Source organism: Arthrobacter sp. B0427-1-12, assembly GCF_059092905.1.
Genome location: NZ_JBNHIC010000009.1, coordinates 1 through 26,922, shown reverse-complemented (window position 1 = coordinate 26,922; position 26,922 = coordinate 1). Strand labels below are relative to the sequence as shown.

General features: G+C 66.9%; 24 protein-coding genes and 1 pseudogene. 23 read left to right on the top strand and 2 right to left on the bottom strand.

All coding sequences use genetic code 11. The features are described from left to right. Positions 1-159: 159 nt before the first annotated feature. The 18 genes and pseudogenes from AC5RWU_RS08130 to AC5RWU_RS08045 all read left to right on the top strand — a co-directional run bounded on the left by AC5RWU_RS08130 (position 160) and on the right by AC5RWU_RS08045 (position 19,233). Positions 160-1,635: a glycosyltransferase family 87 protein gene (locus tag AC5RWU_RS08130; protein ID WP_494030500.1), complete on the top strand. Its 1,476-nt coding sequence runs from the start codon at positions 160-162 to the stop codon at positions 1,633-1,635. Positions 1,636-1,640: 5 nt separating this feature from the next. Beyond that, the gene (locus tag AC5RWU_RS08125) at positions 1,641-3,104 is read left to right on the top strand and encodes a phytoene desaturase family protein (protein ID WP_494030501.1); all 1,464 of its coding nucleotides are present in this window, start codon (positions 1,641-1,643) and stop codon (positions 3,102-3,104) included. 94 nt (positions 3,105-3,198) lie between these two features. Then, positions 3,199-3,393 (top strand): annotated as a pseudogene (locus AC5RWU_RS08120) (DUF6766 family protein); the annotation flags it as partial. A gap of 202 nt (positions 3,394-3,595) precedes the next feature. After that, positions 3,596-4,429 carry a fumarylacetoacetate hydrolase family protein gene (locus AC5RWU_RS08115; RefSeq protein WP_494030502.1) on the top strand — a complete coding sequence of 278 codons (834 nt, stop codon included), beginning with the start codon at positions 3,596-3,598 and terminating at the stop codon, positions 4,427-4,429. Positions 4,430-4,451: 22 nt separating this feature from the next. Then, positions 4,452-7,253 (top strand): helix-turn-helix transcriptional regulator, encoded by a 2,802-nt coding sequence (locus tag AC5RWU_RS08110; RefSeq protein ID WP_494030503.1) that lies wholly within the window; start codon positions 4,452-4,454, stop codon positions 7,251-7,253. Positions 7,254-7,641: 388 nt separating this feature from the next. Then, positions 7,642-8,859, top strand: a complete 1,218-nt coding sequence (locus AC5RWU_RS08105) for an MFS transporter (RefSeq protein ID WP_494030504.1) — start codon at positions 7,642-7,644, stop codon at positions 8,857-8,859. A 78-nt stretch (positions 8,860-8,937) separates the two neighbouring features. Further along, positions 8,938-9,936 carry an ATP-binding cassette domain-containing protein gene (locus tag AC5RWU_RS08100; protein WP_494030505.1) on the top strand — a complete coding sequence of 333 codons (999 nt, stop codon included), beginning with the start codon at positions 8,938-8,940 and terminating at the stop codon, positions 9,934-9,936. Beyond that, positions 9,933-10,781: an ABC transporter permease gene (locus tag AC5RWU_RS08095; protein WP_494030506.1), complete on the top strand. Its 849-nt coding sequence runs from the start codon at positions 9,933-9,935 to the stop codon at positions 10,779-10,781. The genes AC5RWU_RS08100 and AC5RWU_RS08095 overlap by 4 nt, the downstream gene beginning before the upstream one ends. A gap of 252 nt (positions 10,782-11,033) precedes the next feature. Further along, positions 11,034-12,017, top strand: coding sequence for an ATP-binding cassette domain-containing protein (locus tag AC5RWU_RS08090; RefSeq protein WP_494030507.1), 984 nt, complete (start codon positions 11,034-11,036; stop codon positions 12,015-12,017). Between the two features lie 5 nt (positions 12,018-12,022). After that, positions 12,023-12,895 carry an ABC transporter permease gene (locus AC5RWU_RS08085; protein WP_494030508.1) on the top strand — a complete coding sequence of 291 codons (873 nt, stop codon included), beginning with the start codon at positions 12,023-12,025 and terminating at the stop codon, positions 12,893-12,895. Positions 12,896-12,914: 19 nt separating this feature from the next. After that, positions 12,915-14,195, top strand: a complete 1,281-nt coding sequence (locus tag AC5RWU_RS08080) for a sensor histidine kinase (RefSeq protein ID WP_494030509.1) — start codon at positions 12,915-12,917, stop codon at positions 14,193-14,195. A 41-nt stretch (positions 14,196-14,236) separates the two neighbouring features. Further along, a complete protein-coding gene (locus AC5RWU_RS08075) occupies positions 14,237-14,920 on the top strand; it encodes a response regulator (protein ID WP_494036955.1) in 684 nt (227 codons plus the stop codon). 12 nt (positions 14,921-14,932) lie between these two features. Beyond that, entirely contained in the window at positions 14,933-16,219 is a 1,287-nt protein-coding gene (locus tag AC5RWU_RS08070) for a M18 family aminopeptidase (protein ID WP_494030511.1), read from the top strand. Between the two features lie 305 nt (positions 16,220-16,524). After that, the gene (gene rpsF / locus AC5RWU_RS08065; protein ID WP_494030512.1) at positions 16,525-16,830 is read left to right on the top strand and encodes a 30S ribosomal protein S6; all 306 of its coding nucleotides are present in this window, start codon (positions 16,525-16,527) and stop codon (positions 16,828-16,830) included. A gap of 80 nt (positions 16,831-16,910) precedes the next feature. Beyond that, a complete protein-coding gene (locus tag AC5RWU_RS08060; protein WP_494030513.1) occupies positions 16,911-17,471 on the top strand; it encodes a single-stranded DNA-binding protein in 561 nt (186 codons plus the stop codon). A gap of 87 nt (positions 17,472-17,558) precedes the next feature. Continuing rightward, the gene (gene rpsR, locus AC5RWU_RS08055; protein WP_494030514.1) at positions 17,559-17,798 is read left to right on the top strand and encodes a 30S ribosomal protein S18; all 240 of its coding nucleotides are present in this window, start codon (positions 17,559-17,561) and stop codon (positions 17,796-17,798) included. Positions 17,799-17,815: 17 nt separating this feature from the next. After that, positions 17,816-18,265, top strand: a complete 450-nt coding sequence (gene rplI, locus AC5RWU_RS08050) for a 50S ribosomal protein L9 (protein ID WP_494030515.1) — start codon at positions 17,816-17,818, stop codon at positions 18,263-18,265. A gap of 122 nt (positions 18,266-18,387) precedes the next feature. Next, positions 18,388-19,233: a PhzF family phenazine biosynthesis protein gene (locus tag AC5RWU_RS08045; RefSeq protein WP_494030516.1), complete on the top strand. Its 846-nt coding sequence runs from the start codon at positions 18,388-18,390 to the stop codon at positions 19,231-19,233. A gap of 17 nt (positions 19,234-19,250) precedes the next feature. Here the strand turns inward: AC5RWU_RS08045 and AC5RWU_RS08040 are convergent, their stop codons facing one another. Next, the gene (locus tag AC5RWU_RS08040; protein WP_494030517.1) at positions 19,251-19,688 is read right to left on the bottom strand and encodes a DUF1801 domain-containing protein; all 438 of its coding nucleotides are present in this window, start codon (positions 19,686-19,688) and stop codon (positions 19,251-19,253) included. 212 nt (positions 19,689-19,900) lie between these two features. On the opposite strand from AC5RWU_RS08040, the gene AC5RWU_RS08035 reads away from it, so the two are divergent. The 5 genes from AC5RWU_RS08035 (at position 19,901) to AC5RWU_RS08015 (ending at position 26,007) form a co-directional block, all read left to right on the top strand. Then, positions 19,901-20,803 carry a hypothetical protein gene (locus tag AC5RWU_RS08035; RefSeq protein ID WP_494030518.1) on the top strand — a complete coding sequence of 301 codons (903 nt, stop codon included), beginning with the start codon at positions 19,901-19,903 and terminating at the stop codon, positions 20,801-20,803. 133 nt (positions 20,804-20,936) lie between these two features. Beyond that, positions 20,937-21,434, top strand: a complete 498-nt coding sequence (locus tag AC5RWU_RS08030; RefSeq protein WP_494036954.1) for a TFIIB-type zinc ribbon-containing protein — start codon at positions 20,937-20,939, stop codon at positions 21,432-21,434. A gap of 565 nt (positions 21,435-21,999) precedes the next feature. Further along, positions 22,000-23,370: a replicative DNA helicase gene (gene dnaB, locus AC5RWU_RS08025; RefSeq protein ID WP_494030520.1), complete on the top strand. Its 1,371-nt coding sequence runs from the start codon at positions 22,000-22,002 to the stop codon at positions 23,368-23,370. A gap of 254 nt (positions 23,371-23,624) precedes the next feature. Continuing rightward, complete coding sequence (locus AC5RWU_RS08020; RefSeq protein ID WP_494030521.1) at positions 23,625-24,863, top strand: MFS transporter; 1,239 nt, start codon at positions 23,625-23,627, stop codon at positions 24,861-24,863. Positions 24,864-25,341: 478 nt separating this feature from the next. Beyond that, on the top strand, positions 25,342-26,007 hold the full coding sequence (locus AC5RWU_RS08015) for a transglycosylase family protein (protein WP_494030522.1): 666 nt from the start codon (positions 25,342-25,344) through the stop codon (positions 26,005-26,007). 103 nt (positions 26,008-26,110) lie between these two features. Here the strand turns inward: AC5RWU_RS08015 and AC5RWU_RS08010 are convergent, their stop codons facing one another. After that, positions 26,111-26,746, bottom strand: a complete 636-nt coding sequence (locus tag AC5RWU_RS08010; RefSeq protein WP_494036953.1) for a response regulator — start codon at positions 26,744-26,746, stop codon at positions 26,111-26,113. Between the last annotated feature and the right edge of the window lie 176 nt (positions 26,747-26,922).

Here is a 26,922-nt window from a genome sequence, read left to right as displayed (position 1 = left end):
CCGGAATGTGCACGATCTGGAAGGCAGCGGCCAGGATAACCAGCACCATGCCCGGCCAGGTCCGGCTCTTCCGCGATCTGCGCTCTGGGCCCGCGGCCGGACAAGAGGCGGCAAAGGCCGCCGCGGCGCTGCCAGTGGCCTCGGAGTACCCTTGCAGATATGCAGCCTGAGCCGACGAAGCGGGACAACCATGCCCAGCGCCGACCCATGCGGATTGTGGTGCCGAGCCGCAGCGATCCGCTGCTGCGCAGATTCACGGAGCTGATCGGTGGACCGTTGGGCCGCCATACCGCCCCCGGAATTGTCAGTCCTGGCTTTTTCACGGTCGAACGCGTCCTCATTATCCTGACCACCATGGCCGCGCTGCTCTCCGTGCTGGTCAAGATGCCCTGCCGCATCAACGGCTGGTCGACGCCCGGGCACTTCTATATGGCGTGCTATTCAGACTGGCCGGTGCTCTTCGATTCGCGCGGATTGGGCGAAGGCGTCTTTCCCTACCTCACCCAGGGTTCGCTGTTCGAATATCCGGTCCTGCTGGGCATGATGGCCGGCCTGACCGCCCTGCTGGTGCCGGGGGAGGGTCCTACGCCGGCCCGGGCGCTGGCATATTTCGACCTCAATGCGGCACTGGTCGCCGCGGTCTGGATCGTCACCGTGATTGCCACGGCGCGGATGACCCACCGCCGGCCCTGGGATGCGGCCATGGTTGCGGTGGCGCCGGGAATCATCCTGGCCGGCACCATTAACTGGGATCTGTGGGCAGTCATGCTGGCCACGCTGGGCATGCTCGCGTTCGCCCGCAACCGCATAGTGTGGGCAGGCATCTTCCTGGGCCTGGGCACGGCGCTGAAGCTGTATCCGGTGCTGATTTTCGGGGCCATCCTGGTGCTGTCCATCCGGACCATGAAGTTCCGTCCGCTGCTGGTTTCCGCGGCCGCCGCAACCGCAACCTGGCTGGTCGTCAATGTCCCCGTCGCCCTGATCAACTTTGACGGCTGGCGGTATTTCTTCAGTTTCTCCAGCGACCGTCCGGCGGGCTTCTCGTCGCCATGGTTCGCTTATAACGAGAGCGCTGAGCGGCTGGGCTGGCCGATGATGGCTCCCGGATTCATCAATACCTGGGCCCTGCTGCTCTTCGTACTGGCCTGCGCCGCTGTTGCGCTGCTGGCCGTGGCAGCCCCGCGGCGTCCGCGCATGGCGCAGCTGGTGTTCCTGATCGTGGCGGCGTTCATCCTCACCAACAAGGTGTACTCGCCCCAGTTCGTGCTGTGGCTGGTTCCGCTGGTGGCGCTGGCCTATCCCCGCTGGCGCATCTTCCTGGTCTGGCAGCTCTTCGAGGTCCTGCACTGGTGGGCGGTGTGGATGTTCCTGGCCAAGGAGACCAGCGGAGGAGCGGCGCAGAACAATATCGACAGCCCCTACTATGTCGCCGCCATCATCGGACATATGCTGGCTACGGCATACATTATGTACCGGGTGGTCCGGGACATCCTGAATCCGGCCAATGACCTGGTCCGCCGGCTGGACGCCGATGATCCGCAGGGCGGTCCGTTCGACCGTGCCCGCGATAAACTGACCCTCCAAGGGCTGGCTGCGGGAAAATCCCGCGGGTTTCCGGTCCGGACAGGGAGCTGAACGGCATGGCGGACGTGGCAGTGGTGGGGGCGGGACCCAATGGACTGACCGCGGCCGTCACCATGGCGCGGGCCGGACTGAAGGTCCGCGTCTTCGAATCGGGCAGCACTGCCGGCGGCGGGGCGCGGACCGCCGAGCTGATGGAGCCGGGCCACCTGCACGATATATGCTCCGCAGTGCATCCAATGGCCCTGGCCTCGCCCGCCTTCCGGGCCTTCGGCCTGTCGGACAGGATCGAGCTGGCTATCCCGGAGATCTCCTACGCGCATCCGCTTGACGGCGGAGCGGCGGCCATCGCCTATCAGGACCTGGACCGCACCGGGGAGGGGCTGGGGCACGACGGCGGCGCCTACGTCCGCCTGATGGCACCCTTGGTGCGTCGCTGGGAGGCGATGGTCGGCTTCACCATGGACCAGTTGCTGCGCGTGCCGCCCCACCCGGTGGACGCGCTCCGGTTCGGGCTGGCGGCGCTGGAGCAGGGCAGTCCTGCCTGGAACGTCCGTTTTCCGTCCCGGCACGGCGCGGACAGCCCGGCCGCCGCCATGCTGACCGGCGTCGCGGCCCACCCGGTGGGACGGATGCCCTCGCTCTCCTCCTCCGCTGCCGGGCTGATGCTGGGCATGCTGGCACACGCCGTCGGATGGCCGATTCCGGTGGGCGGGTCGCAGGCCATCATCGCCGCGCTGGTTTCCGACCTCGAAGCCCACGGCGGCGAGGTGGTCACCGGACAGCGGATCGGCTCGCTCGGTGACCTATCCGGCACTCCGGCGGTACTGCTGGATACCGCTGCGCCCGCCCTGCTGGAAATCTCCGACGGTTCCCGGGGCACCTTGCCGTCCCGCTACGAACGGCAGTTGCGCAGCTTCCGGTTCGGCAATGCGGCCTGCAAGGTGGACTTCATCCTGTCCGGTCCGGTGCCGTGGGCCCACCCGGAGGTGGCCCGGACCGGAACCATCCATCTGGGCGGCAGCCGCGCGGAAATCGCCCGCGGCGAAGCTCAGGTCGCGGCCGGCCGGCACCCGGACAGCCCCTATGTGCTGGTGTCGCAGCCGTCTACTTTCGATCCCGGCCGGGCCCCGGCCGGCCGGCACATCCTCTGGACCTACTGCCACGTTCCGGCCGGTTCCACGCGCGACATGACCGAGGCGATCACCGCCCAGGTGGAGCGCTTCGCGCCCGGGTTCCGGGACGTCGTCGTACGTTCCCAGGTGACGACGGCGGCACAGCTGGCCAGCTACAACGCCAACTATGTGGGCGGTGATTTCGCGGCGGGGGCGACATCGCTGCGGCAGGTCGTGGCCCGTCCGGTGCTGTCCGCGAATCCCTGGAAAACGCCGCTGGATGGCGTCTACCTGTGTTCGGCCTCGACGCCGCCCGGGCCCGGAGTGCACGGGATGTCAGGATTCCATGCCGCCCGCCGGGCGCTGGCGGAGGTCTTCGGCCTCAATGTTCCGCCTTTTGTGCCTTAGCTGCACCTTGGAGGAAGGAATGCCAAGGAGGCTTATCAATGCGTCGGTTGAGTGCTGCTGCCGGGATCGCCGTGCTGCTGGCGGTCAGCTGCTGCGCCGCATGGATCCGGGCACCTATACGGAGTACCTGGGGTCGCCGGAGTTCTGGAACCGTACGCTGCAGAACTGGCAGTCCGAGTTCCTGGCCGTCTGGTCCATGGTGATCCTGTCCGTCTACCTGCGCCAGCGCGGGTCCCCTGAATCGAAGCCGGTCGGCGAGCCGCACGATTCCACCGGCATGACGGGATAACGAGGCTCGTCCCTCCCCTCCCATCACCACACCCCCGAAACCTCAGTTTTTGTTGAAAATGCCCTCGAAAACCAGCAAAAACTGAGGTTTCGCGGGGTTGGGGTGGGGGCGCGTATATTCGGTGGGGGCGCAGCTTGCAGTTCCTGCGCCGGGTCACGGCAAACAACGACGGCGCCGGCTGCGGTGCCAGGGGAGGGTACAGATGCGTCTGGGTACAGTGCGGCGGAACGGGGCCACGCAGGCTTTCCGGCAGGAAGGCACGACGACGACCTATCTGCCGGCCAAGGACGTCGCCGAACTCCTCGAGCGCCCGGACTGGCGGACCCTCGACGGCGAGGACGGGCCGGCACCGGAGCCCCGCGAACTGGACCAGCCGATCCTGCGGCCGCGGAAGATCGTCTGTGTCGGGCTGAACTACCATGCCCACGCCGAGGAGGTAGGCAAGGACGTCCCCTCGGTTCCCACGCTGTTCGCCAAGATGGACAACGCGCTGATCGGCCCGGTGGACGATGTCATCATGCCTGCGGCCAGCAAGAAGATCGACTGGGAGGCAGAACTCGCCGTCGTCATGGGGCGGAAGGTGCGCCACGCGGATGAGGCGGCCGCCCGGGAGGCGATCCTGGGCTACAGCGTCATCAACGATGTCTCCGTCCGCGACTGGCAGGGCCGCACGGAGGAATGGTTCCAAGGCAAGAACTGGGACGCAATGACGCCGTTCGGACCCGTGATCGTCACGGCGGATGAACTCAATCCGGAGGACGGCCTGGCCGTCGAGTGCGTGATCGACGGCGAGGTCAAGCAGTCCGGCAATACCAGCGACATGATCTTCAGCCCCGCCGCGCTGGTGGCCTACATCACCGAGTTCATGACCCTGGACGCGGGGGACATCATCGCCACCGGAACCCCGGCGGGGGTGGGCGTGGCCCGCAAGCCCCGGCGCGAGTGGATTCCCGTGGGCGCCGAATTGGTGACGCGGATCGAAGGCATCGGCGAACTGCGCAACCGCTGCGTGGCAGAGCAGGTGGCCGGGAAATAGCGCGGCGGCATACGATCGAACAGTGGCAGCACCGAGGCTTTTCGGACGGGACCGCGAACTGGCGCAGTGGCGCGGGATCGCGTCCTTCGTGGCGGGTGGAAAGACCGCGGAGCTGACCATCGCCGGTCCGGCTGGCATCGGCAAGACATCACTGCTGGACGCGGTCTGCGAGGATGCGGCCGGCCGCGGCTGGCATATCCTGCGGTCCTCCGGCGATGCCAACCGCAACCTGCCGGGGGCGATGCTGTGGCAGTGGTTCGCAGCGCTGGCGCAGCAGCACCCGGAAGGCACGGCACCCTTCGACGGCCAGGGTGCGCTGGTCCACAGGTTCCTGATGGCTCCCGGCACGCAGATCCACCAGGACGCCCTGAGCTATTCGGCCTCCTGGATCCTGCGTTCGCTGGCGCACGGACGCCCGGTGATCGCCGCCGTCGACGACGCCCAGTGGCTGGACGAAATTTCCCTGGGCACTCTGAGGAACATCGACAGCCTGCTCCTTGACATCCCGCTCCTGTTCGCACGGACGGTGCGGACCACCGAGCGTTCCGGTCCCGGCGGGGAACCGGCGGCAGGGAAGGGCTACTACTGGAACCTGGAACCGCTGGCGCCGGAAGCCATCGAGGACTGGATCATTGAACGCCAGGCCAGCTCGGTTCCCACCAACGCGGCCCGCATCCAGGCCGCCAGCGGCGGGGTGCCCTTCTACATCCACGAACTGCTGGAACGCCACTACCCCTTGCCGGCGCACGGCCACGTTGCCGGGACCGAGGACGCGGTGCTCAGGCAGCGGCTGAGCGGCCGGCCGGAAGCGGAGCAAGTGGTGCTGCGGGCCGTCGTCGTGCTCGGTGAAGACGCGACTGTGCCGGTGGTGGCAGCCGTGACCGGGCTGGAGGAAGCGGCAGTCGCCACTGCACTGGAGAGGCTCTTCTTCGCCGGCTTCCTCGCCGCAGCCCGGCCGCAGCCGAAAATCCGGCATGCCTTGGTAGCCGAGGCCCTGATGGCGGAGGTCCCTGCGGCGGAACTTTCGCGGCTGCACCAGCGCGCCGCGGATGCGCTGCGCGGCGCCGGAGCGGACACCGCCGTCGTGGCCGCCCACCTGCTGGCCACCGAACCCGGCAATGATCCGCAGACTGCCGAAGTGCTGCTGGCCGCCGCGGCCGAAGCCCGGCTCAAGGGTGCACTGCAGATTGCCGTCCAGCTGGGCGAACGGGCCCTGGCTGAGGATGGCGACGGTACTTTGCTCCAGCAGCGGATGCTGATCGAAACCGCCTTGGCGCACCAGGAAGCCGGTAAGGCGGAGACGGCCGCGGAGCTGTTCCGCCGCGGTCTGGGGCTGGCGGACGATGTGGTGGTGCGCGTGGAGCAGCTGCTGGTGTTCGCCGATGCGCTGTACCGCAGCCAGCGGCTGGAGCAGGCGGCGGAGTGCCTTGCCCAGGCTCTGCAGGAACTGGAGGAATCCGGCGAGGACCATACGGACCTGCACCGGCGCGTGATTGCCCTGGCCCAGGGCGCCGGGTTCCAGCTCCTCCAGCTGGAGGAAAAATGGGCGGCCGAGCTGGCCGGAATCCTGGCGCAGCCGCCATCCGCGGACGGGCCGGGGGACAGGCTCCTATTGGCCCAGGAGGCGTTGCGGCTAAGCCTCGTGGGAGCTGATGCGAAGCGCAGCGGCGAGCTTGCGGTGCGCAGCTACGCCGGCGGCAAGCTGCTGGTGGAGAACGGCCCGGAATCGAACATCATCAACATCGCCACCGGAGCGCTCAATGGAGCGGAGCGGGATGCGGAAGCGCTTGAGCTGCTTGATGCCGCCATTGCCCGGGCACGGGCGGATTCGTCACTGATGGCCCATGCCACCTTGGCCTATTGCCGCGGTGCGATCCATTTCAACCGCGGCCGGCTGCGGCTGGCGCAGGTCGACCTTGAAGCCAGCGTACGGGCCAATGACATGGGCTGGCAGACCTACCTCGAGGCCGCAGTACACATCCTGGCCAATGTGTATATTGCGCGCGATGACCTTGCTGCTGCGGACGGCCTGCTCCGCCGCGTTCCGCTGGATCCGCCCCGGCCACCCACCGTGCAGGCCATGGCGCTGCAGGTCCACGGCGTCGTCGCCGCGGCCCACGGCAACCATGAAAGCGCCCTGGAGTATTTCTCGGCCGCAATGGACCTTGCCGAAGGCCTGGGGCCGCTCTTCAATATGTGGATCCGCGGGGCTATCGAGTCCGCGGCGCGGTCCGGCCACAAGGAGTTCGGTGCCGCGCTGTCGCGGGACGCACTGGAGAAGGCCCGCGCCTTCGGTGCTCCGCGGACCACCGCCTTTACCCTGCGGGTGGCCGCGCTGACGCAGCAGCCGCAGGCCGTCGTCGTCATGCTCCGTGAGGCCATCGACCTGCTGGCTGCCCACGAGGGGCGGTACGAACATGCCCTCGCGCTGGCGGATCTGGCCGAGATTTGCCTGGCGCCGGACAACGCGGGCCAGCTGGGATTCCACCGGCAGGAGGGGCTTGCCGCCGCGCGCAAGGCGCTGGTGCTGGCCCACCGGATCGGCGCGGCGGCAGTGGCGCGCCGGATGACGCTGCTGCTGGCGCCGGTGGATGCGAACCTGCCCCTGATCGCGGAAAACAAGGCGGACCGGCTCTCCGCCGCCGAGCACCGGGTCTGTTCCCTGGCCGCCAAGGGCATGACCAACCGCCAGATCGCGGCCGAACTGTTCATCACCATCAAGGCGGTGGAGTGGCATCTGTCCCGGTCCTTCGGGAAGCTGGAGATCACCTCCCGTAAGCATCTGCCGGCGATCATGAACGTCACCGAACAGCCGGCGGATTAGCAGGCCCCCAGCACAGAGACCCCAGCACCGGCACCCCAGTAGTTAGTTACTGGGGTGCCTGCCAGTGGAGAACCAGCGCGGGCCCTGCCATTGTTAATAGTGTCGAGTTGAGCCCAGAGGACGGACCTAAAAGGACCTAGAAGGACGGCCGGGCCTGCAAAGACCAATCGGACACAAACGAATAGGGGCTGCGGCGCAGTTCAGTTGGGGGCGGCTGGAACGCAAGGGACCAGCCGTGGTGCACAGCACCGGGGAGCAGCTGCGCCAAGGCGGCCACCGCAATGGCCCGAAGTGGGGTTCCGGTCCGGAGCCTCGCTTCGGGCCATTGGGCTGTTCCGGTCCCGGGGCTGTTCCGGGCATTGCACACGCGGTCCCCTAGTCTGGTGCCATGACCACCTCGGCAGTACGCGCGGCAATGTCCGCCACCTTCTGGATCTTCGGCCTGAACGGGCTGGTTTTCGCCAGCTGGGCTGCCCGCATACCCGCCGCTTCAGCCATCCTGGAGATCAGTCCCGGCGAGACCGGCGCGCTGCTGTTGGTGCTGGCGGTCGGCTCCGTTATCGCCCTGCCTTTGGCGGGCGGAATCTCCGGCCGCATCGGCACGGCGAACACCGTCCGTGCCGGCGGCGTGCTGGCCGCTGCCGCATCCCTGATGGTGGCCGCCGGCCTTCAGATCGCCTCGGTGCCGCTGACCGCCGCCGGACTTTTCCTCTTCGGCGTGGGGATCGCGCTGTGGGATGTCGCCCAGAATGTCGAGGGCGCGGACGTCGAACGGCGCCTGCTGCGGACCGTCATGCCGCAGTTCCATGCCGCCTTCAGCGGCGGCGCCTTCGTCGGCGCGCTGGCCGGGGCCATCCTGTCCGGCCTCGGAGTCGGCCTGCCGCTGCACCTGGTGGGGGTCGCCGTCGTTGTCGTGGCCGTGTCGCTGTCGGTTCCGCGCAGCTTCCTGCCGCACGTTCCGGAAACGGACGACGACGGCGCGGGGCACCGCGCGCGCCGGCGGCTCGCCGTGTGGGCAGAGGGCCGGACCCTGCTGATTGGCGTGGTTGTGCTGGGTGCGGCCCTCACCGAGGGTGCGGCCAACGACTGGGTCGCGAAGGCCGCCGTCGACGGGCTGGGCACCTCCGAGGCCGTGGGAGCGCTGATGTTCGGTATCTTCGTCGCCGCGATGACTGCTTTCCGCTTCGTCGGCGGGCGGTTCATCGACCGCTTCGGCAGGGTCCCGGTGCTGCGTGCCAGTCTGGCAACCGCCTTGGCCGGGCTGCTGCTCTTCGTGTTGGCGCCGACCGTTTGGCTTGCCTCGGTGGGGGCGGTGCTGTGGGGGGCCGGCGCGGCGCTGGGGTTCCCGATGGGCATGTCCGCGGCGGCCGACGATCCGGCGATGGCTTCGGCCCGGGTATCCGTGGTGTCCACGATCGGCTACGTGGCCTTCCTGGCCGGCCCCCCGCTGCTCGGTTTCCTGGGCGACCAAGTCGGCATCCGGAACGCCCTGCTCGCGGTGGCCGTGGCGGTCCTGGCATCCGTCCTGCTGGCTCCGGCGGCCCGCGAACGGCGGGCCGGCCAGGCGGGCAGTCCGGCCCCGGATTCCACCCGCTCGGCTGGTTAACCAGAATCTGGAAGCAGCGGACAGAAACTTTCCGCAATGGTGTTTGCCCTCCGGCCGTTCTCCCTGATCCTGAGAGGCATGACAATGATTGAGGCCAACGGTCTGAGGAAGACCTACCGACCCAGGGGAGCGGGGCCCGTTCATGCGCTCGATGACCTGGACCTTTCCGTTCCGCAGGGCACCGTCAAGGCCCTGCTGGGCCCCAACGGCGCCGGTAAGACCACCGCGGTGAAAGTGCTGACCACCCTGATCAAGCCGGATGCCGGCAGTGCCTCGATTGCGGGGATTGACGTCGTCCGCGATCCCCGGGCTGCCCGCCGCATCATCGGCGTCTCCGGGCAGTATGCGGCGGTGGATGAAAACCTGACCGGATTCGAGAACCTGGAAATGGTGGGGCGACTGTACCACCTCGGAACCCGGGCTGCCCAGGCGCGCGCCACGGAACTGATCGAACTCTTCGAATTGACCGCCGCGCAGAACCGTCCCGTCAAGGGCTTCTCCGGCGGCATGCGGCGCCGCATCGACTTGGCCGGGGCACTGGTCATCAATCCCAAGGTGCTCTTCCTCGACGAGCCGACCACCGGACTGGATCCGCGCAGCCGGCTGGCCCTCTGGGACGTCATCAAGAAGCTCGTGGCGGACGGCACCACGGTCCTGCTGACGACGCAGTACCTGGAGGAAGCGGACCAGCTGGCGGACGACATTTCGGTGATCGACGGCGGCCGGGTCATCGCGGAGGGGTCCGCGGACCAGCTGAAGGCCCAGACCGGCGGGCACCGGATCGAGGTTACGCTGGTCGACCCGTCGGATGCGGCGGTTGTCCGGGACATCCTGGACCGGCACGGAAGCTCCGCGCCCAGGCTGTCCGGGGATGGCCGGAATGCTGAAGCAGCCGTGGACGACGGTCCGCGGGCGCTGCAGGGCGTGCTGGCGGACCTGAATGCCGCCGGCATTGCCGTCCACGACGCCGGAATGCGCCGCCCCGCCCTGGATGACGTGTTCCTGACGCTCACCGGGCACAAGGCGGAGCACATCGAGGAGAACCCCGAAGAAGCTGAACTGGAGGCAGCCCGATGAGCAGCACCGTCACCAAGCCGACGGCTGGGGAGCCGGCAGCGGCGCATCCGCTGGCCCTGTGGATTTCCGACGGCTGGGTCGCTACGCGGCGCAACCTGGTCAAGATCCGGCGCGTCCCGGACATCATGGTCTTCACGCTGCTGCAGCCGATTATGTTCGTGCTGCTCTTCAGCCAGGTCTACGGCGGTTCCATCCAGGTCGAGGGCAGCAACTACACCGAGTTCCTGATGGCGGGCATCTTCGCCCAGACGGTGGTGTTCGGCTCCACGTGGTCCGGTGCCGCGATGGCACAGGACCTCAAGGACGGCATTATCGACCGCTTCCGGACACTGCCCATGAGCACCTCGGCCGTGCTGATCGGCCGGACCAACGGGGATCTGGTCATCAACGGTATCTCCATGCTGATCATGATGCTGACCGGTTTCCTGGTGGGCTGGCGGGTGCATTCGTCGCCGCTGGAAATGCTGGCCGGCATCGGGCTGCTGCTGCTCTTTTCCTACGCGTTCTCCTGGGTGATGTGCCTGCTGGGCATGAGCGTGCGGAGTCCGGAGGTCATCAACAACGCGGCGTTCATGGTCCTGTTCCCGCTGACCTTTGTCTCCAACGCCTTCGTCCAGTCCGAAAACCTGCCCACCCCGCTGCGGATCTTCGCCGAGTGGAACCCCGTCTCCGCGCTGGTGCAGTCCGCCCGGCAGCTGTTCGGCAATATTCCGTCGGGCACGCCGGCCGGCGACACCTGGATGCTGCAGAATCCGTACCTGACCGTGCTGATCGGCATTGCCGTGATGCTGCTGGTCTTCGTCCCGCTGGCCATCCGCAAGTTCGAATCGATCAGCACGCGCTGACGCAGGCCGCCGTCCGCCTCGAAGGCCGGCGCTTCTCTCAGGGACCGGTCAGGGTCCGTTCAGGGGAACCCCCGTAGCGGGCGGGGGTTCCCGCTCCGTAGCGTCATCCTTAGGGACTAGGGGCGGGCCCGCGAAGATCCTCCGCAGGAGTGGTTACGGGCCCGCAGCCGGTCCATAGATTAGAGGTACAGGGTTGTCCCGCCGGGATTTCCCGGCCGAAGAGAATTCCCAATCTCCTAAGGATGAAGACCAATGATTGAGGCACGTGGCCTGGCCAAGCGCTATGGCACCAAGACCGCCGTGGACGGTATTTCCTTCACCGTCCAGCCCGGCAAAGTGACCGGGTTCCTGGGACCGAACGGGGCCGGGAAGTCCACGACCATGCGCATGATCATGGGACTGGACCGCCCCTCCGCGGGGGACGTGCGGATCAACGGCAAGCACTACGCCCAGCACAAGGCACCGCTGCACGAAGTGGGCGCGCTGCTGGATGCCAAGGCGGTCCACACCGGCCGCAGCGCCTACAACCACCTGAGGGCCATGGCTGCCACCCACGGCATCCCCAGCAGCCGCGTCAGGGAGGTCATCGAACTGACCGGGCTGGGGCCGGTGGCCAAAAAGCGCGTCGGCGGCTTCTCGCTGGGCATGGGCCAGCGGCTCGGGATCGCGGTGGCCATGCTCGGTGATCCGCACACCGTCGTGCTCGACGAGCCGGTGAACGGGCTGGACCCGGAGGGCGTACTCTGGGTGCGCAACCTGGCCCGCGGCCTGGCCGCCGAAGGGCGCACGGTCTTCCTCTCCTCCCACCTCATGAGCGAGATGGCGCAGACGGCGGACCACCTGATCATCATCGGCCGCGGCCGCATCATCGCCGATGCGCCGATCCAGTCCATCATTGATGGCCAGGGCAAGGTGCGCGCCCGGGTACGCACGGACCAGCCGCAGGTGCTGATGAACGCCCTGGCCGGCGAGGGAGTCAGCCTGGAGCAGCTTGACGCCGAGCTGCTGGAGGTAACCGGCGTCGAACCGCGCCGCATCGCGGCCACCGCACTGCACCACCAGGTGCTGGTCTACGAACTGACCCCCCTGCAGGTCTCGCTCGAGGAGGCCTATATGAAGCTGACCAAGGATGAAGTCGAATACCACTCCGGCGCACTCACCAGTGCAGCCGCGGAACCGGACGCCCCTCCGGCCGAACCGGTAACTGCCGGCGCCTCCGCCCGGGAAGGACTCTAGGAACCATGACTATCACGACGAATGCCCCCGCCCAGTACCGCCCCTCAACCGCCGGTAACGGCGGCGTCAACTTCTTCCGTGTCCTGCGCTCGGAATGGATTAAAGTATCCTCGCTGCGGTCCACCGTCATCCTGCTGGCCATTACCGTCGTCGTCATGATCGGCCTCGGTGCACTCACGGCCTGGAGCGTCGTAGCGAACCTGCAGTTCATGCGGGAAGCCAGCCCGGAAATGCAGGCCCAGATCGGTACTCCGGACCAGATCGCGGCGATGGCCTACGAAGTGCCTTCCTCCGGCCTGGTGTTTGGGCAGCTGCTGATCGGCTCGCTGGCCGTCGTCCTGATCGCCTCCGAGTGGGGGACCGGAATGATCCGCTCCACCATGGTAGCCGTGCCCACCCGGATTCCCGCGCTGCTGGCGAAGAACGTCGTCATCGCTGTCGTCGCCTTCGTCGTCGGAGCCTTCTCCGCCTGGGCCAGCTACCTGGTGGCACAGCCCATCCTGGCCCAGGAGAACCTGGAATTCGCCATCACCGCGGACGGCGTGCTCCCCAGCATCTTCAACGCCGGCACCAACCTGGCCCTGGTCGCCATCCTGGCGATGTCCATCGGTACCCTGCTGCGCAACACCGCCGGCGGTATCACCACCACGATCGGCCTGCTGATGGTCGTGCCCATCATCGCCCAGCTGATCCAGGGGTTGGCCGACTGGATCGAGGATGCGGCCCGCTTCCTGCCCAGCAACGCCGGCGCGCAGTTGGTCGCCATCGAAATCACCGACGACGCCCTGACCCAGTTCCAGGGCGGCCTGGTGCTCGGGGCCTGGGCCGTAGTGGCCCTGGTGGTTTCCCTGATCGTCACCCGCCAGCGGGATGTCTGAGCCTCGCTAAGCTCGCTTCATGGACAAAGACACCGTGAAGCACGAGGGTTCGGCCAAGGAGGCGACGGAACGAACGGCCGCGGCCTCCTTCACTGAACTGGCGGCGCAGCGGAGGGGGCCGCTGCGCCGCTACCTGCATGACCACCCGGTCGCCATGGACTGGGTGGTCATCGGTGCCTACCTGGTCTTCGGCCTGCCCAACGCGATCACCAGCCAGGTGATGTTCGGCGAATGGACTCCGTTGGTGGTCCTGCTCGCCGGCGGCGCAGTCCTGGTGTTCCGACGCTGGGTCCCGGTGCTGACGCTGGTTCTGATGAGCGCCGGCGATCTGGTCAGCGTGCTGGCCACCACCACGGCGGCCGGTTCCATCGGAGCACAGATCGCCGCCTACACCGTGGCTGTCAGCCGTTCGGCCAAGTTCGCCCTGGCCGCGGCGGTGCTGGCCGGACTGCCGATGATCGGGGTGCTGGCCAGTTTCACCCCGCCAGGCATCGCCGAGGAGGTTGCCGCGGGCCGCCTGCCGCCCTACATCGGCGTTATCTCCGGCCTGATCCTGCTGCTATTCAACATCATCGCGGCCGGGATCGGCATCACCGTCCGCCGCGACCGGTTGCACGACGCCGAACTCCAGCGCTGGGCCGAGGACAATGCCCGGCTGGCCTCGGCCAATGAACGCAACCGGATCGCCCGGGAAATGCACGATGTAGTGGCGCATTCACTGTCGGTGATGATCGCGCTGTCCGATGGGGCCGGCGTCGTACTTAAGAAGGATCCGGCCCGGGCCGGTGACGTGCTGGCGGAACTGTCCTCCACCGGCCGGGCGGCCCTCGCGGACATGCGGCGGGTGCTGGGCGTGCTCAGGGAAGCCAACGGCTCGGAGGCCGCGCCGCTGCAGCCGCTGCCGGACTCGACGTCGCTGGCATCCCTTCTGGAGGGTTTCCGGAAAGCGGGGCTGCCCCTCCGTTACGTCATGACCGGTCCGCCGCTTCCGCAGGACCAAAACTTCCGGCTGGCGATCTACCGGATCGTGCAGGAATCCCTGACCAATGTGCTTCGCTACGCCAAGGGCGTGGGTATCGTTGACGTGGAGATCGAGCGTGCCGGCCGGCAGGTGCGGATCACCGTGGCCGACGACGGCCATGCGGCTCTGGAGCCGCAGCCGCCCATGGGCACGGGGCGCGGTATCGCCGGGATGAAGGAACGTGCGGCAATCTACGGCGGAACCGTCGACTGCGGACCGGCCCCGCAGGGCGGCTGGACCGTGCATGCCGTGCTGGAGATACCGGGGGAAGACAAGTGAATGGGGGAACAGTGGAAGGGCCGAAGCCAGGCGGGCAGCCCGTGGCCAGGGTCCTGCTGGTGGATGACCAGCCGCTGCTGCGGATGGGATTCCGGCTGATCCTCGAGGGCGAGGAGGACCTGGTCATCGTCGGCGAGGCCTCCGACGGCTCCCAGGCGATCAGCCAGACGGCGGCCCTGAAACCCGATGTCGTCCTGATGGACATCCGGATGCCGGTCATGGACGGGATCGAGGCGACGCGGCGGATCACCTCGGCCGGTTCCTGCCCGCGCATCATAATCCTGACCACCTTCGACCTGGATGAATATGCCTTCGCCGGCCTGCATGCAGGGGCCTCGGCCTTCCTGCTCAAGGACGTGGGCCCCGCGGAACTGGTGCAGGCCGTCCGGCTGGTAGCCAGCGGCGACGCCGTCGTGGCGCCGCGCGTGACCCAGCGGCTGCTGGAGACCTATGTCCGGGCCCAGCCGCAGCTCCTGCAGGCCGCCGGGCAGGGGCGCGACCCGTTGCTGGACGACCTGACCCCACGCGAGCTGGAAGTGCTTGAGGCCATCGCCGAAGGCCTGTCCAACGCCGAGATCGCGCACAAACTTTTCCTGTCCGAGGCGACCGTCAAGACGCATGTGCGGCGGATCCTGACCAAGCTGCACCTGCGCGACCGCGTCCAGGCGGTGGTCTATGCCTACGAGACGGGCCTGGTGGTGCCCAGCCGGGGGCTCGATTTCTGATTGAATCAACGTATGTCTTCTGCCCTGAGCCACATCCGCGACCTGGGCGCGTTCGTCGCCGCGTCGCCGTCGAGCTTCCATGCCGCCCATGAAGCGGCCGCCCGCCTGGCCGCCGCGGGCTTCACCCGCCTCGACGAGGCTCAGGCCTGGGGTTCCGCGCCCGGCGGCTACTACGTCATCCGCGACGGCGCGCTGATCGCCTGGCTGATCCCGGAGGGCGCCTCCGCAGCCACCGGCTTCAGCATCCTGGGTGCGCACACGGATTCGCCGTCCTTCAAGCTCAAGCCCAAACCCACGCAGGGCCGGTTCGGCTGGCTGCAGGCCGGCGTCGAAATCTACGGCGGACCGCTGCTGAATTCCTGGCTGGACCGCGAGCTGCGGCTGGCGGGGCGGCTGGTGACGTACGACGGCGGCGAGCACCTGGTTGCCACCGGTCCCCTGCTGCGGTTCCCGCAGTTGGCCATCCACCTGGACCGGCAGGTCAACGAGGGGCTGAAGCTGGACAAGCAGTACCATCTGAACCCGGTCTGGGGCCTCGGCCACCCCGGGGAAGCGGACCTCCTGGGCGTGCTGGCGGCGGAGGCCGGGCTGGAGCCGGACCAGGTAGGCGGGTACGACGTCGTCGTGGCGGATGCGCAGGAACCGGCGGTCTTCGGGGCCAAGGGTGAGTTCTTCGCCTCCGGCCGGCTGGACAATCTGTCCTCGGTGCATGCCGGACTGGCTGCGCTGTTGGCTGTGGCCGACGGCGGCGCAGGTACCGAAACCATTCCCGTCCTGGCCGCGTTCGACCATGAGGAGGTCGGCAGCGCCTCTCGCTCCGGTGCCAGCGGGCCCTTCCTGGAAGATGTCCTGCTCCGCATCGGTGACGGCTTCGGCGCCTCGGCGAGCTGCCGCCGTCGCGCCCTGGCCGCGTCTGTGTGCCTGTCCGCTGATGCCGGCCACGCCGTGCACCCGAACTACGCGGAACGGCATGATCCCGCCAACCAACCCGTCCTCAACGGCGGACCACTGCTGAAAATCAACGCCAACCAGCGCTACGCCACGGACGCCGCCGGCGCGGCGCTGTGGGCGCGGCTGTGCCGGGAAGCGGAGGTGCCGTACCAGGAATTCGTTTCCCATAACGGGATCCCGTGCGGTTCCACGATCGGCCCGCTAACGGCGACGCGGCTGGGCATCCGCACCGTCGACGTCGGCATCCCCCTGCTGTCCATGCATTCGGCCCGGGAACTGTGCGGGGTGGAGGATCCCCACCGGCTGGCGCGGGTGGTGCAGGCCTTCTTCGGCCGGCTGGCGGCGTAGTCCGACTCGGAGCACAGTCCGCATCGGTCCGGAGCGTCTCCTCTTTCACAGCAGCCTGGCCGGGCCGTCTTGTCCACAAACCGCCGTCCCGGCTACTGCTGCTCAAGGCGTTCCTGCCAGAGTGGAACCCGGAGCGCGGGAGCAAGCAGGAAGGCAATTGGGAGCTGGTCTGCTGATCCGCTAAGATGGTGAAGTCTGTGCTGACGGCGGTTGAGTGGTTCCGCCGGTATCCGGCACGGATATGCATTGAACCTCCTGTTGCGGAAAGACCGTGACCGCTTAGCCCAAAGGAGGTGGGTTCACATATGCGTCCTTATGAATTGATGGTGATCATCGACCCCGAGGTCGAAGAGCGTACCGTTGAGCCGTCGCTTCAGAAGCTCCTGACTGTTGTCACCAACGATGGTGGAACCATCGACAACGTGGACATCTGGGGCCGTCGCCGCCTGGCCTACGACATCAAGAAGAAGTCTGAGGGCATCTACGCCGTCGTCAACTTCACCGCATCCCCTGCTACTGCAGCTGAGCTTGACCGCCAGCTTGGCCTCAACGAGACCATCCTGCGCACCAAGATCATCCGCCCGGAAGACCAGAAGGTTTCCGCCAAGTAGTTTGGCGGTTCATTCTGAACTCAATCTTCGGAACGCAGATTCGCCCGGGCACGGGCTGAATCGACATCTCAGGAGGCACAATGGCAGGCGAGACCACGATTACCGTCGTCGGTAATCTCACCAACGATCCGGAACTTCGGTTCACCCCGTCCGGCTCAGCAGTGGCGAACTTCACCATTGCCTCGACGCCGCGGACCTTCGACCGCCAGTCCAACGAATGGAAGGACGGCGAAACGCTGTTCCTCCGTGCGTCGGTTTGGCGTGAGGCTGCCGAAAACGTTGCGGAGTCCCTGACCAAGGGAACCCGTGTCGTTGCGCAGGGCCGCCTGAAGTCGCGTTCGTACGAAACCAAGGAAGGCGAAAAGCGCACCGTAATTGAGCTTGAGGTCGACGAAATCGGCCCCTCGCTGCGCTACGCGTCCGCCAAGGTCAACCGCACCCAGCGTGGAGGCGGCGGCTTCGGCGGGAACCAGGGCGGCTTCGGCGGGAACCAGGGCGGCTTTGGTGGCAACCAGGGCGGCTCCGGCTACGGCCAGGGTGGCGGCCAGCCGCAGCCCGCAGACGATCCGTGGAGCGCCTCTTCCGGCAGCTCCTCCGGTGGCTGGGGCAACGGCCCGGATTCCAACGAACCGCCCTTCTAAACCTTCCAACCCCGGACGGCGAACCCGCCGTCCATTCCATCCCGTGGAAAAGATCCACGGGCTCCACCAGATCTAAGGAGCTCCACGATGGCTAAGGCTGAACTTCGTAAGCCCAAACCAAAGCAAAACCCCCTGAAGGCCGCTGACGTCACCGTCATCGACTACAAGGACGTAGCACTGCTGCGCAAGTTCATTTCCGACCGCGGCAAGATCCGCGCCCGTCGCGTAACTGGCGTAACCGTGCAGGAACAGCGCAAGATCGCCCAGGCAATCAAGAACGCCCGCGAAGTTGCACTCCTGCCCTACTCCGGCGCTGGCCGCGGCTAAGGAAAGGAACCACAACAATGGCAAAGCTCATTTTGACCCATGAAGTCACCGGTCTTGGTGCTGCCGGCGACGTTGTCGAGGTGAAGAACGGTTACGCCCGTAACTACCTTCTGCCCCGCGGCTTCGCGCTGACCTGGACCAAGGGCGGCGAGAAGCAGGTCGAGTCCATCAAGGCTGCCCGCGCAGCTCGCGAGCACGCTTCCCTGGAAGACGCTCAGGCTCAGGCTGCCGCACTGGCTTCCAAGTCGGTCAAGCTGGTCGTGAAGGCCGGCGAAGCCGGCCGTCTGTTCGGTACCGTCAAGCCGGCCGACGTTGCCGCTGCCGTTGAGGCCGCCGGCCTCGGCGCCATCGACAAGCGCAAGGTCGAACTGCCGACGCACATCAAGTCGGTTGGTTCCTACCAGGCCAACGTCCGCCTGCATGACGACGTTTCCGCCGTCATCGAGCTGGATGTTGTTGCCAGCTAGTTTCTGACGGTCGAGCCGACCACAGAATCCCGCACGAGGCCGGGTTCCTTCGGGAGCCCGGCCTTTGGCCTGCCCTGCCAGTGCGCAGCAGATGCCCACCGGCCGCTGCTACGGTGGAGCGCATGACCGAACACGCGTTTTCCCAGGTGGACGTCTTCGCCACGGACGCCTTCAGCGGTAATCCGCTGGCTGTGATCAGTGAGGCGCAGGGGCTGACCGACGCGCAGCTGCAGGCAACGGCCCGCTGGCTCAACCTCTCCGAAACCACGTTCCTGCTGCCGCCGACGGACCCTTCGGCGGACTTCCGGGTGCGTATTTTCACGCCGGCGGAGGAACTCCCGTTCGCCGGGCACCCGACGCTCGGCAGCGCCCACGCCTGGCTTGAGGCCGGTGGAACCCCGAGGACCGCGGGCCTGCTGGTGCAGGAGTGCGGCGTCGGACTGGTGCAGCTGCGCAGCGACGCTGGCCGGCTGGCCTTTGCGGCCCCGCCGCTGAGCCGCTACGAACCGGTGGATGAGGGCACCCTGCAGCGGATCATGGACGGACTGCAGCTCTCGCCCTGGGATGTGCTGGACTCCTCCTGGCTGGTGAACGGGCCGGAATGGATCGGCCTGCGGCTGGTCTCCGCCCGGACGGTCCTCGAGATAGAACCCAACTGGCAGGCCCTGGGCCGCCTGAAGGTCGGCGTGGTCGGCCCCCACGCCGGCGCAGCCGTAGCAGAAGGATCGGACGCCTTCGAGATCCGCACCTTCGTCGGCGACGGGAGCTTCGAGGACCCGGTGACCGGCAGCTTCAATGCCGGCGTGGCGAGGTGGCTGATCGACGCCGGCCACGCGCCGTCGTCGTACACGGCCCGGCAGGGCACCCGGGTGGGGCACGCCGGCCGCATCCACATCCTGCAGGAGGGGGCCGACATCTGGGTGGGCGGACACAGCGAAACGCGCATCCGCGGCAGCATCCGGATCTGAGCCCCGTCCCGGAGGGGCTACTTCCTGCTCTGCAGGGACTGCTGCAGTGTCGTCGTCATGTGCCGGTATCCAATGGTGATCAGCTCCTCCAGCACCCGCAGGTCCACATCGTCGAGCTTGTTGACGTAGAGGCAGGCGGCGCCGGTCTTGTGCTTGCCGAGCCTGGCGAGCAGGCCAGCGGACTCGGGCGCGTAGGTCAGGCCGTACAGCGCCAGGTTCGACTTGCGCGGCGAGAAGCCGACGGCCAGGGCATCCCCTTCGCGGCCGCTTTCGTACTTGTAGTGGTAGGCGCCGAAACCGACCATGGATGGTCCCCACATAACGGCCGGTTCGCCGGTCAGTCGGCTCATCATGTCCAGCAGAACGCCGGCATCGCTTCGGCGGCGGTCGTTTTCCACCCCCGCGAGGAACTCCTCGACGGGGACGGAAGTGGGCTGTGTCTTGTTTTCGGCCATGGCACCAGTATCCCAGCCGCCGACGGAGGCCGGTGCGCTTCGGACGGCGGGCTCGAGACGCAGTTGCAATGAAAAGGTAATGGTGCGGCCCGGTCCGGCCCGCGGTTCCGGGCGTAATCTTGCCATAGGTGGACTCCGCGGCCGGTCTCCCCTCGCCCCTTCCTCAGCCGCCGATCCACAGTATCTGGGCTGAAGCACGCTGGAGAGCAACCATGAAGACCCCTCGGTTGGCAGTCGCGTCCGCGCTGGTCTGCGTGGCTCTTGCCGGCTGTACCGGCTCAAACGTGCCGGCCAGCAGTCCGCCGGAAGCGGCCGATACCGGCCCCGCGGTCACCGTGCCGGCCGATTCCTCGCCGGGCGCGGCCGGTCCTGACGAATCCGGCCCTGGCGAATCCGCTCCCGCTGCGTCCTCGCCCGCGGAATCCGCTCCCGAGATCGATGTTCCCGACGGCCGGATGCCGTCGGAGCTGCCATCGGCCTCATCCTCGGTGCCTGCCTCCGGGCCGGCCGACGGCCTGCAGCCCGGTACGCCGTCGACGGCCGCGGAACCTTCGCCGTCTGCCTCCCCGCAGCAGCCTGCACCGGCTCCATCCTTCGGCCCTGAGCCCCCGTCCGCATCGCTGCCACCGATTCCCGCGCTGCCTCCGACCGCGGTGCCCGCACCGGTGCCGGCTCCGGATCCTGAAATGCCGCGGACCCCCGCCGGCTATTCTGTTCCGCTGACGCTCTTCTACATTGCCATTGACGACGGCGGCCGCATCGGCGCGCTGATCGGCTGCAATGACAGCCTGGTCCCGCTTGCTACTGAGCCGGTTACTACCGTCGATCCGCTGGCCGAGACAATGGACCGGCTCCTGGGTAACTCCCAGCCCTTCGTGGGGCGGGCCGGGCTGTACAACCCGCTCTGGCAATCCAGGCTCGTCTACATGGGCAGCCAGTTCGACGGGACGACGGTCACGGTCGAACTCGGCGGCGAGGTGGTGCCGGCCGGAACCTGCGATGTGCCGCGGATCGAGCACATGCTGAAGCAGGCGGCTCTGACGGCTGCAGGAGCGCGGTTCGCGGTGATCCTGGTCAACGGCGTGCCGATCGAGGAACAGCTCAGCAGCCGGTAGCACGACGACGGCACCGCCCCTGCCCTGTCGTGCCGGCCTTTGGGGGACTACAGTGGGACTCTCCGGACGGATCTTTTTCCGCCCGGAGTGCGTCCCGGCCTCTTAGGCCAGAGGAGGAACAATGAAGTGTCCTGTGGACGATACCGACCTGGTCATGACGGACCGCGCCGGAGTGGAAATCGATTACTGCCCCAAGTGCCGCGGCGTGTGGTTGGACCGCGGTGAACTGGATAAGGTCATCGACCGTTCTGCGCAGCTGATGCGGGAGGTCCAGCCTGATCGGGTCCATCCCGGAGCGGGGCAGGACGCCCCGCCGACGTACCGGCCCGCGGCGGCCCCGCCGCCCCTGCCTTCACCGCTTCTGAAAGAACCAGGCAGCGACGGCCGGTACGGGGAGCGCGGAGAGCGTTTTGGCCAGCCCACCCATGAACGGCCCCGCGGTGAACAGACCCGCGACGGCCAGCGCTTTGAACAGCCCGGCTATGACCGCCCGCGCTACGACCAGCCGAGGCACGACGACGACCGGTACCACCGGGACGAGCGCGGCTATGACCGCAAGTACGGCAAATACGGAGACCAGGGACGGCGCCGGAAGAAGGACAACTGGCTGGGCGAGCTCTTCGATTTCTGAGTCGATTTCTGAGCCGCCGTGGCGCCTCGGCTCTTCCTGAATAACATGCGGCAGACGGCATACAGGCTGATCGGCAAACGGTTGCCGTTGCTGCCTCGCATCCAGTGTGTTTTATAACTCACATTGTGGATATTCCCTGTGGATAGCGCCCGTTAAGCCCTCGGTCCGGCTTCTGTCAACACGGCCAATGTGGATGAAAATTGTGGAAAAATACTTTTCCTCCACAGGTGTGAATACACGTTTCCGCAGGTCAGGGGCCTGTTACTGCCCAGTTTCAAAGATTATCCACAGGGTTCTCCCCATCCTGTGCACAAGATATGCCCACTAATCCACACCCTATGCACAAGGCCTGTGGATAACTCGCTTGGCGCGGCGCCGATAGGGGGCTAACGTTGCCGGGTATCCCCGCGGGGGATTGCGGTCCGGGCTTCGGCCGCACCAAAGCGTTCTGCCACCAAGTGAGGTGGAAGCCGGACCATTTTTGTCAGTGCCGGTTGATAGAAAGAATGCCCAGCCAATCACAGGCGCGGACCGCAGGACCATAGGGAGAGAAGGGCTTAACACCATGTCGTTGACCCATGCAGACGCAGTAGACGCCGGTCGGGAACCGCAGTTCGCCCGCACCCCTCCCCAGGATCTCGTCGCCGAGCAGTCCGTCCTCGGCGGCATGATGCTGTCCAAGGACGCCATTGCGGACTGTGTGGAAGTCCTGCGCGGCGTGGACTTTTACCGGCCGGCCCATGAGGCGATCTACGAGGCCATCATCGACCTCTACGGCCGGGGTGAACCCGCGGACGCCGTGACTGTCTCCGATGAGCTGACCAAGCGTGGTGAAATCACCCGGGTCGGCGGTCCTGCCTACCTGCACACCCTGATCCAAGCCGTCCCTACCGCGGCCAACGCCGGTTTCTATGCGGAGATCGTCCGGGAGCGGGCCGTGCTGCGCCGCCTGGTGGATGCCGGCACCAAGATTGTCCAGCTGGGCTACTCCAACGATGGCGAAGTGGATGACATTGTCAACGCCGCCCAGGCGGAGGTCTATGCCGTCGCTGAACGCCGGACCGCGGAGGACTACGTTCCGCTGAAGGACATCATCGAGAGCACCGTCGATGAGATCGAGTCCGCTGGCCACCGCGGCGAAGGCATGACCGGCGTCCCCACCGGCTTCTACGAACTGGACGAGCTGACCCAGGGCCTCCACGGCGGGCAGATGATCGTCATCGCGGCGAGACCCGCCGTGGGCAAATCTACCTTCGCATTGGATTTCGCCCGTTCCGCGGCTATCAAGCACAACCTGACGACGGTATTCTTCTCGCTCGAAATGGGCCGCAACGAAATTGCCATGCGCCTGTTGTCAGCCGAGGCAACCATCGGCCTGCAGGACCTGCGCAAAGGCACCATCAAGGACGAGCAGTGGGGCAAGATCGCGACCACCATGGGCCGCATGAACGAGGCGCCGCTGTTCATCGATGACAGCCCGAATATGTCCCTGATGGAGATCCGGGCCAAGTGCCGCCGCCTGAAGCAGCGCCACGACCTTAAGCTGATCGTGCTCGATTACCTCCAGCTGATGTCCTCAGGCAAGCGCGTGGAATCCCGCCAGCAGGAAGTCTCCGAGTTCTCCCGTGCCCTCAAGCTCCTGGCCAAGGAACTCGAGGTTCCGGTCATCGCGCTGTCGCAGCTGAACCGTGGTTCGGAGCAGCGCACCGACAAGAAGCCGATGGTCTCCGACCTTCGCGAAAGTGGATCGATCGAGCAGGATGCGGACATGGTCATCCTGCTCCACCGCGAGGACATCTACGACAAGGAATCTCCGCGCGCGGGCGAGGCCGATGTGATCGTGGCCAAGCACCGAAACGGCCCGACCAAGACCATCGTGGTCGGCTTCCAGGGCCACTATTCGCGCTTCTCCAACATGGCGGTCGAGCACGGGTAGCCGCCGCGCCGGCAGGCTCTGATCCGGCGTGCCGGCCGGACGCGCGGGCTATTCGGCGGCGAAGGACAGGCCCTCCGCAGCCAGTGCGTCCCGGAGTTGTCCCAGAGCCTTCGGCCCCATGCCGTGAAGGGCGGCAAGCTGTGCCTCCGTCCGCGCGGCGAGCTGGTCCAGGGTCGTGATATCCGCAGCGGTTCATCGGCTTCCTCGCACAAGGTTGAGCGGGACTGGGCCTTCCACATATTAGTCTCGGAGGAATGAACAAGAGACCGGCCGGAAGCAGCAATTCCAGCGGATGGCTGTGGGCACTGGTCGCGGCGGCGGTGCTGGCCCAGACAGCGCTGAACCTGGCGCGTCCGCTCATCTCCTACAAGATCCTCGCCCTCGGCGGGGACGCCGCGGCCATCGGCCTGGTCACCGCGCTCTTTTCCTTCCTCCCCATGATCGCTGCGCTGTGGCTTGGCCGGCTCAGCGACCGCCTTGGGTCCTTGCGCGGGCTGGTGATTGCCGGCGTCGTGCTTTTCAGTGCGGCGGCAGGTGCGCTGGCGCTGATGCCGTCCATCGCCTGGCTTGCCCTGGCCAGCGCGGCACTGGGTTTGGGGCAGTTGGTGTTCACCATTGCCGGGCAATCAACCATTGCCCGGCACTCCACGGCGAGCCAGCTGGACAGCGGCTTCGGGTGGTACACGGCGGCATTTTCCTTCGGGCAGCTGCTGGGGCCGCTGCTGGCAGGCCTCCTGCTGGGCGGGCAGTTGGACAGTACGCCTTCGTCCCGGCTGGCGGACATCAACGCCGCGCTGTTCCTGGCGGCGGGCATCGCGGTGCTGGCGGTGCCCGTGATGGCGCTCAGAGCGGCCGGAGGACCGCGGAAGGCGAGCAAGCGGTCTGCAGCGAAGCCGGTGCCGGCCGAATCGGCCGGCAGCATCCTGGCGCGGCCGGGCGTCAAATCCAACATGGTTGCCAGCATCGCGCTGCTGTGCACGGCGGACATCCTGGTGGCGTTCCTGCCGCTGATCGGAGAGGAACGCAATGTGGCTCCGCTGTGGGTTGGAATCCTGCTGGCCATCCGTGCTTCCGCCTCCATCCTGTCCCGCCTGCTGCTCTCCCGGTTCCTCGTCACCTGGTCCCGCAGCCAGCTGGTGACGTCCAGCCTTGCCGGTTCCGGGATTGCACTGACCATCACGCCGTTCTTCATGGACAACTTCTGGGTAGCAGGAATCACACTGTTTGTCGGGGGTTTCTTCCTGGGCCTGGGCCAACCGCTGACCATGTCCCTGATTACCCAGGCCGTCAGCCCGCAGTCCCGCGGCGCCGCACTGGCTGTCCGGATGCTGGGGAACCGGGTTGGCCAAGTGGTATTGCCGCTGGCCGCCGGCCTGGTGGCGGCTCCGCTGGGGCCGTCGGGAGCCATCTGGTTTTCATGCCTGGTGCTGGGCGCCACGGCATCGGCCAAGGGTCTTGCGGCGGACAAGCACGACGGCGGCGAGGCGGCTTAACTTGGCCGGCGCGCTCTCTCCTGGTGTCCAGAATGCGAGACGGCGCGTCGCCGATTTCCAGGCAGTCCCAAGAAGCCGTTAGCCTCGGATCTGGCCACCGGTTTCCGATGTCTCCCCATGTCCCGAAACCGCGGAATTCCGCGGAAATCGAGACAGGATCCGCAGCTTCGAGGCAGCTCTCCGGATCCCTTACATCCTCCGTTCAGGAAAAGCGGTAACAGGCACCTAACGATTCCGATATTTCGATATCGATTTGGTATCGGCGCGAGGATGTTTTACGGTAGACCACGTCCCTTGGGGGGACCCTACAGAATGCTGCGGCCGTCATGCGCGCAGCTACATATGCTCGGTGCTGCCCTACACCTCACGCCGTCGACATGGCAGCCACCGCAACAGACCTCAAACAGTCTGGGTAGACGGCGCGCTAAGAAGTCCGGGGACGGACTGAGCGAAGGTGGCCCGCCGGAGCATCGCACCCATGAAGAACTCCACTTTCAGCCGCAACGTTCGCCGCAGCCTTGCCGTCGTAGCCCTTTCCGGCCTCACCGTAGGATTCGCCGGAACCGCCGCCAACGCCGCACCCGCCCCCGCCACCGGCACCTGGGACGCGCTTGCCCAGTGTGAGAGCGGCGGCAACTGGGGCATCAACACCGGAAACGGTTACCAGGGCGGCCTGCAGTTCAGCCCGAGCACCTGGGCTGCGTTCGGTGGCCAGGGTTCGGCCGCCAACGCCAGCAAGTCCGAGCAGATCGCGGTTGCCGAGCGGGTTCTGGCCGGTCAGGGCTGGGGCGCATGGCCCGCCTGCTCCGCCAAGCTTGGCCTCTCCGGTGCCCCCACCGGCACCCCTGCTCCCGCCCCGGCTCCGGCCCCCGCTGCCGCTCCGGTTCAGGCTCCGGTCCAGGTCCAGGCCGCTCCGGTTGCCCAGGCTCCGGCTGCTCCCGTTGCCCAGGCTCCGGTGGCCCAGACTGCCGTCCAGGTCAGCGGCGAGACCTACACTGTCAAGGCCGGCGACACTCTCAGCAAGATCGCCACTGCCCTGGGCATCACCGGCGGCTGGGAGCAGCTGGCTGCCGCCAACACCGCCACCGTGGCCGACCCCGACCTCATCTTCGTGGGTCAGGTCCTGCAGCTGCCGGCCAAGTAAGACTTCTTCCGCAGCATCAACGCGCATGCGCTCCGTATCTCCGCCTTGCGGGGAGCCGGAGCGCTTCCGCGTTTAATGCCTGCTGCTGCCGCAGCAACTGCAGCTACAGCAGCTTTAGCCGTGTGGCGGTGACCACTGCCTCCAGCTGGGAATGCGCGTCCAGCTTGGCCAGGATGGATTTGACGTAGCCGCGGCAGGTGTTCTGGGAAATGCCCAGGGTCTTGGCGTTGGTCCGGACATCCTGGCCCGTGGCCATCAGCCGCAGCACATCCAGTTCCCGCTGGGTCAGTGCCGGGATGGATGAGTCCGTTTCCGACTGCTGCCGCCGCGTGGCCAGCTGCGCCAGCAGTGCCGGATGCGTGATCATGCTCCCCGGCCGTGCCTGCCGCAGCGTGTCAAGCATGGTGGCCAGCGAACCGTCCTTGGGCAGGAAGGCACAGGCCCCCAGCGCGGCGGCCTGTTCCAGTACCTCGATGGACGGGTCGCCGGTAAGCATCACGATCCGGGTGGAGGGCTCCCGCGCCAGGATCTGCTCCGCGGCGGTCAGCCCGTTGCCGTCCGCCAGGTGGTAATCCATGACGACGACGTCGGGACGCAGGCTCAGCGACATCCTGACCCCGGCCTCCACGCTTTCCGCATGGCCGATGCTGACCAGGTCCGACTCCCGGTTGAGCGCTCCCATGAGCAGTTCCGCGAAGGTCGTATGGTCGTCGACTACCAGTACCCGTGTCTGTTCCAAAGCAGCTTCTACCGCCATTTCATTTCCCCCAATGTACTGTTGACGCATTTCCGGTGCCGGACCGGAAAACCAGGGCCGATCAGGCGGCGGCCATGGCTTTGTGCAGGAATTTGTTCAGGATGTTGCCGGCGGCGCGGACGGAGGCCTGCGGGGTGCTTTTGTGCTGGTTGGTGTGG

Excerpts from the sequence above, each read along its gene's own strand:
- rplI (WP_494030515.1), top strand. The coding sequence starts at position 17,816 with ATGGCAAAGCTCATTTTGACCCATGAAGTCACCGGTCTTGGTGCTGCC.
- AC5RWU_RS08020 (WP_494030521.1), top strand. The coding sequence starts at position 23,625 with ATGAACAAGAGACCGGCCGGAAGCAGCAATTCCAGCGGATGGCTGTGG.
- AC5RWU_RS08015 (WP_494030522.1), top strand. The coding sequence starts at position 25,342 with ATGAAGAACTCCACTTTCAGCCGCAACGTTCGCCGCAGCCTTGCCGTC.
- AC5RWU_RS08060 (WP_494030513.1), top strand. The coding sequence starts at position 16,911 with ATGGCAGGCGAGACCACGATTACCGTCGTCGGTAATCTCACCAACGAT.
- rpsR (WP_494030514.1), top strand. The coding sequence starts at position 17,559 with ATGGCTAAGGCTGAACTTCGTAAGCCCAAACCAAAGCAAAACCCCCTG.
- AC5RWU_RS08070 (WP_494030511.1), top strand. The coding sequence starts at position 14,933 with ATGTCTTCTGCCCTGAGCCACATCCGCGACCTGGGCGCGTTCGTCGCC.
- AC5RWU_RS08125 (WP_494030501.1), top strand. The coding sequence starts at position 1,641 with ATGGCGGACGTGGCAGTGGTGGGGGCGGGACCCAATGGACTGACCGCG.
- AC5RWU_RS08105 (WP_494030504.1), top strand. The coding sequence starts at position 7,642 with ATGACCACCTCGGCAGTACGCGCGGCAATGTCCGCCACCTTCTGGATC.
- AC5RWU_RS08080 (WP_494030509.1), top strand. The coding sequence starts at position 12,915 with ATGGACAAAGACACCGTGAAGCACGAGGGTTCGGCCAAGGAGGCGACG.
- AC5RWU_RS08035 (WP_494030518.1), top strand. The coding sequence starts at position 19,901 with ATGAAGACCCCTCGGTTGGCAGTCGCGTCCGCGCTGGTCTGCGTGGCT.
- AC5RWU_RS08115 (WP_494030502.1), top strand. The coding sequence starts at position 3,596 with ATGCGTCTGGGTACAGTGCGGCGGAACGGGGCCACGCAGGCTTTCCGG.
- dnaB (WP_494030520.1), top strand. The coding sequence starts at position 22,000 with ATGTCGTTGACCCATGCAGACGCAGTAGACGCCGGTCGGGAACCGCAG.
- AC5RWU_RS08100 (WP_494030505.1), top strand. The coding sequence starts at position 8,938 with ATGACAATGATTGAGGCCAACGGTCTGAGGAAGACCTACCGACCCAGG.
- AC5RWU_RS08095 (WP_494030506.1), top strand. The coding sequence starts at position 9,933 with ATGAGCAGCACCGTCACCAAGCCGACGGCTGGGGAGCCGGCAGCGGCG.
- rpsF (WP_494030512.1), top strand. The coding sequence starts at position 16,525 with ATGCGTCCTTATGAATTGATGGTGATCATCGACCCCGAGGTCGAAGAG.
- AC5RWU_RS08040 (WP_494030517.1), bottom strand. The coding sequence starts at position 19,688 with ATGGCCGAAAACAAGACACAGCCCACTTCCGTCCCCGTCGAGGAGTTC.
- AC5RWU_RS08085 (WP_494030508.1), top strand. The coding sequence starts at position 12,023 with ATGACTATCACGACGAATGCCCCCGCCCAGTACCGCCCCTCAACCGCC.
- AC5RWU_RS08045 (WP_494030516.1), top strand. The coding sequence starts at position 18,388 with ATGACCGAACACGCGTTTTCCCAGGTGGACGTCTTCGCCACGGACGCC.
- AC5RWU_RS08090 (WP_494030507.1), top strand. The coding sequence starts at position 11,034 with ATGATTGAGGCACGTGGCCTGGCCAAGCGCTATGGCACCAAGACCGCC.
- AC5RWU_RS08130 (WP_494030500.1), top strand. The coding sequence starts at position 160 with ATGCAGCCTGAGCCGACGAAGCGGGACAACCATGCCCAGCGCCGACCC.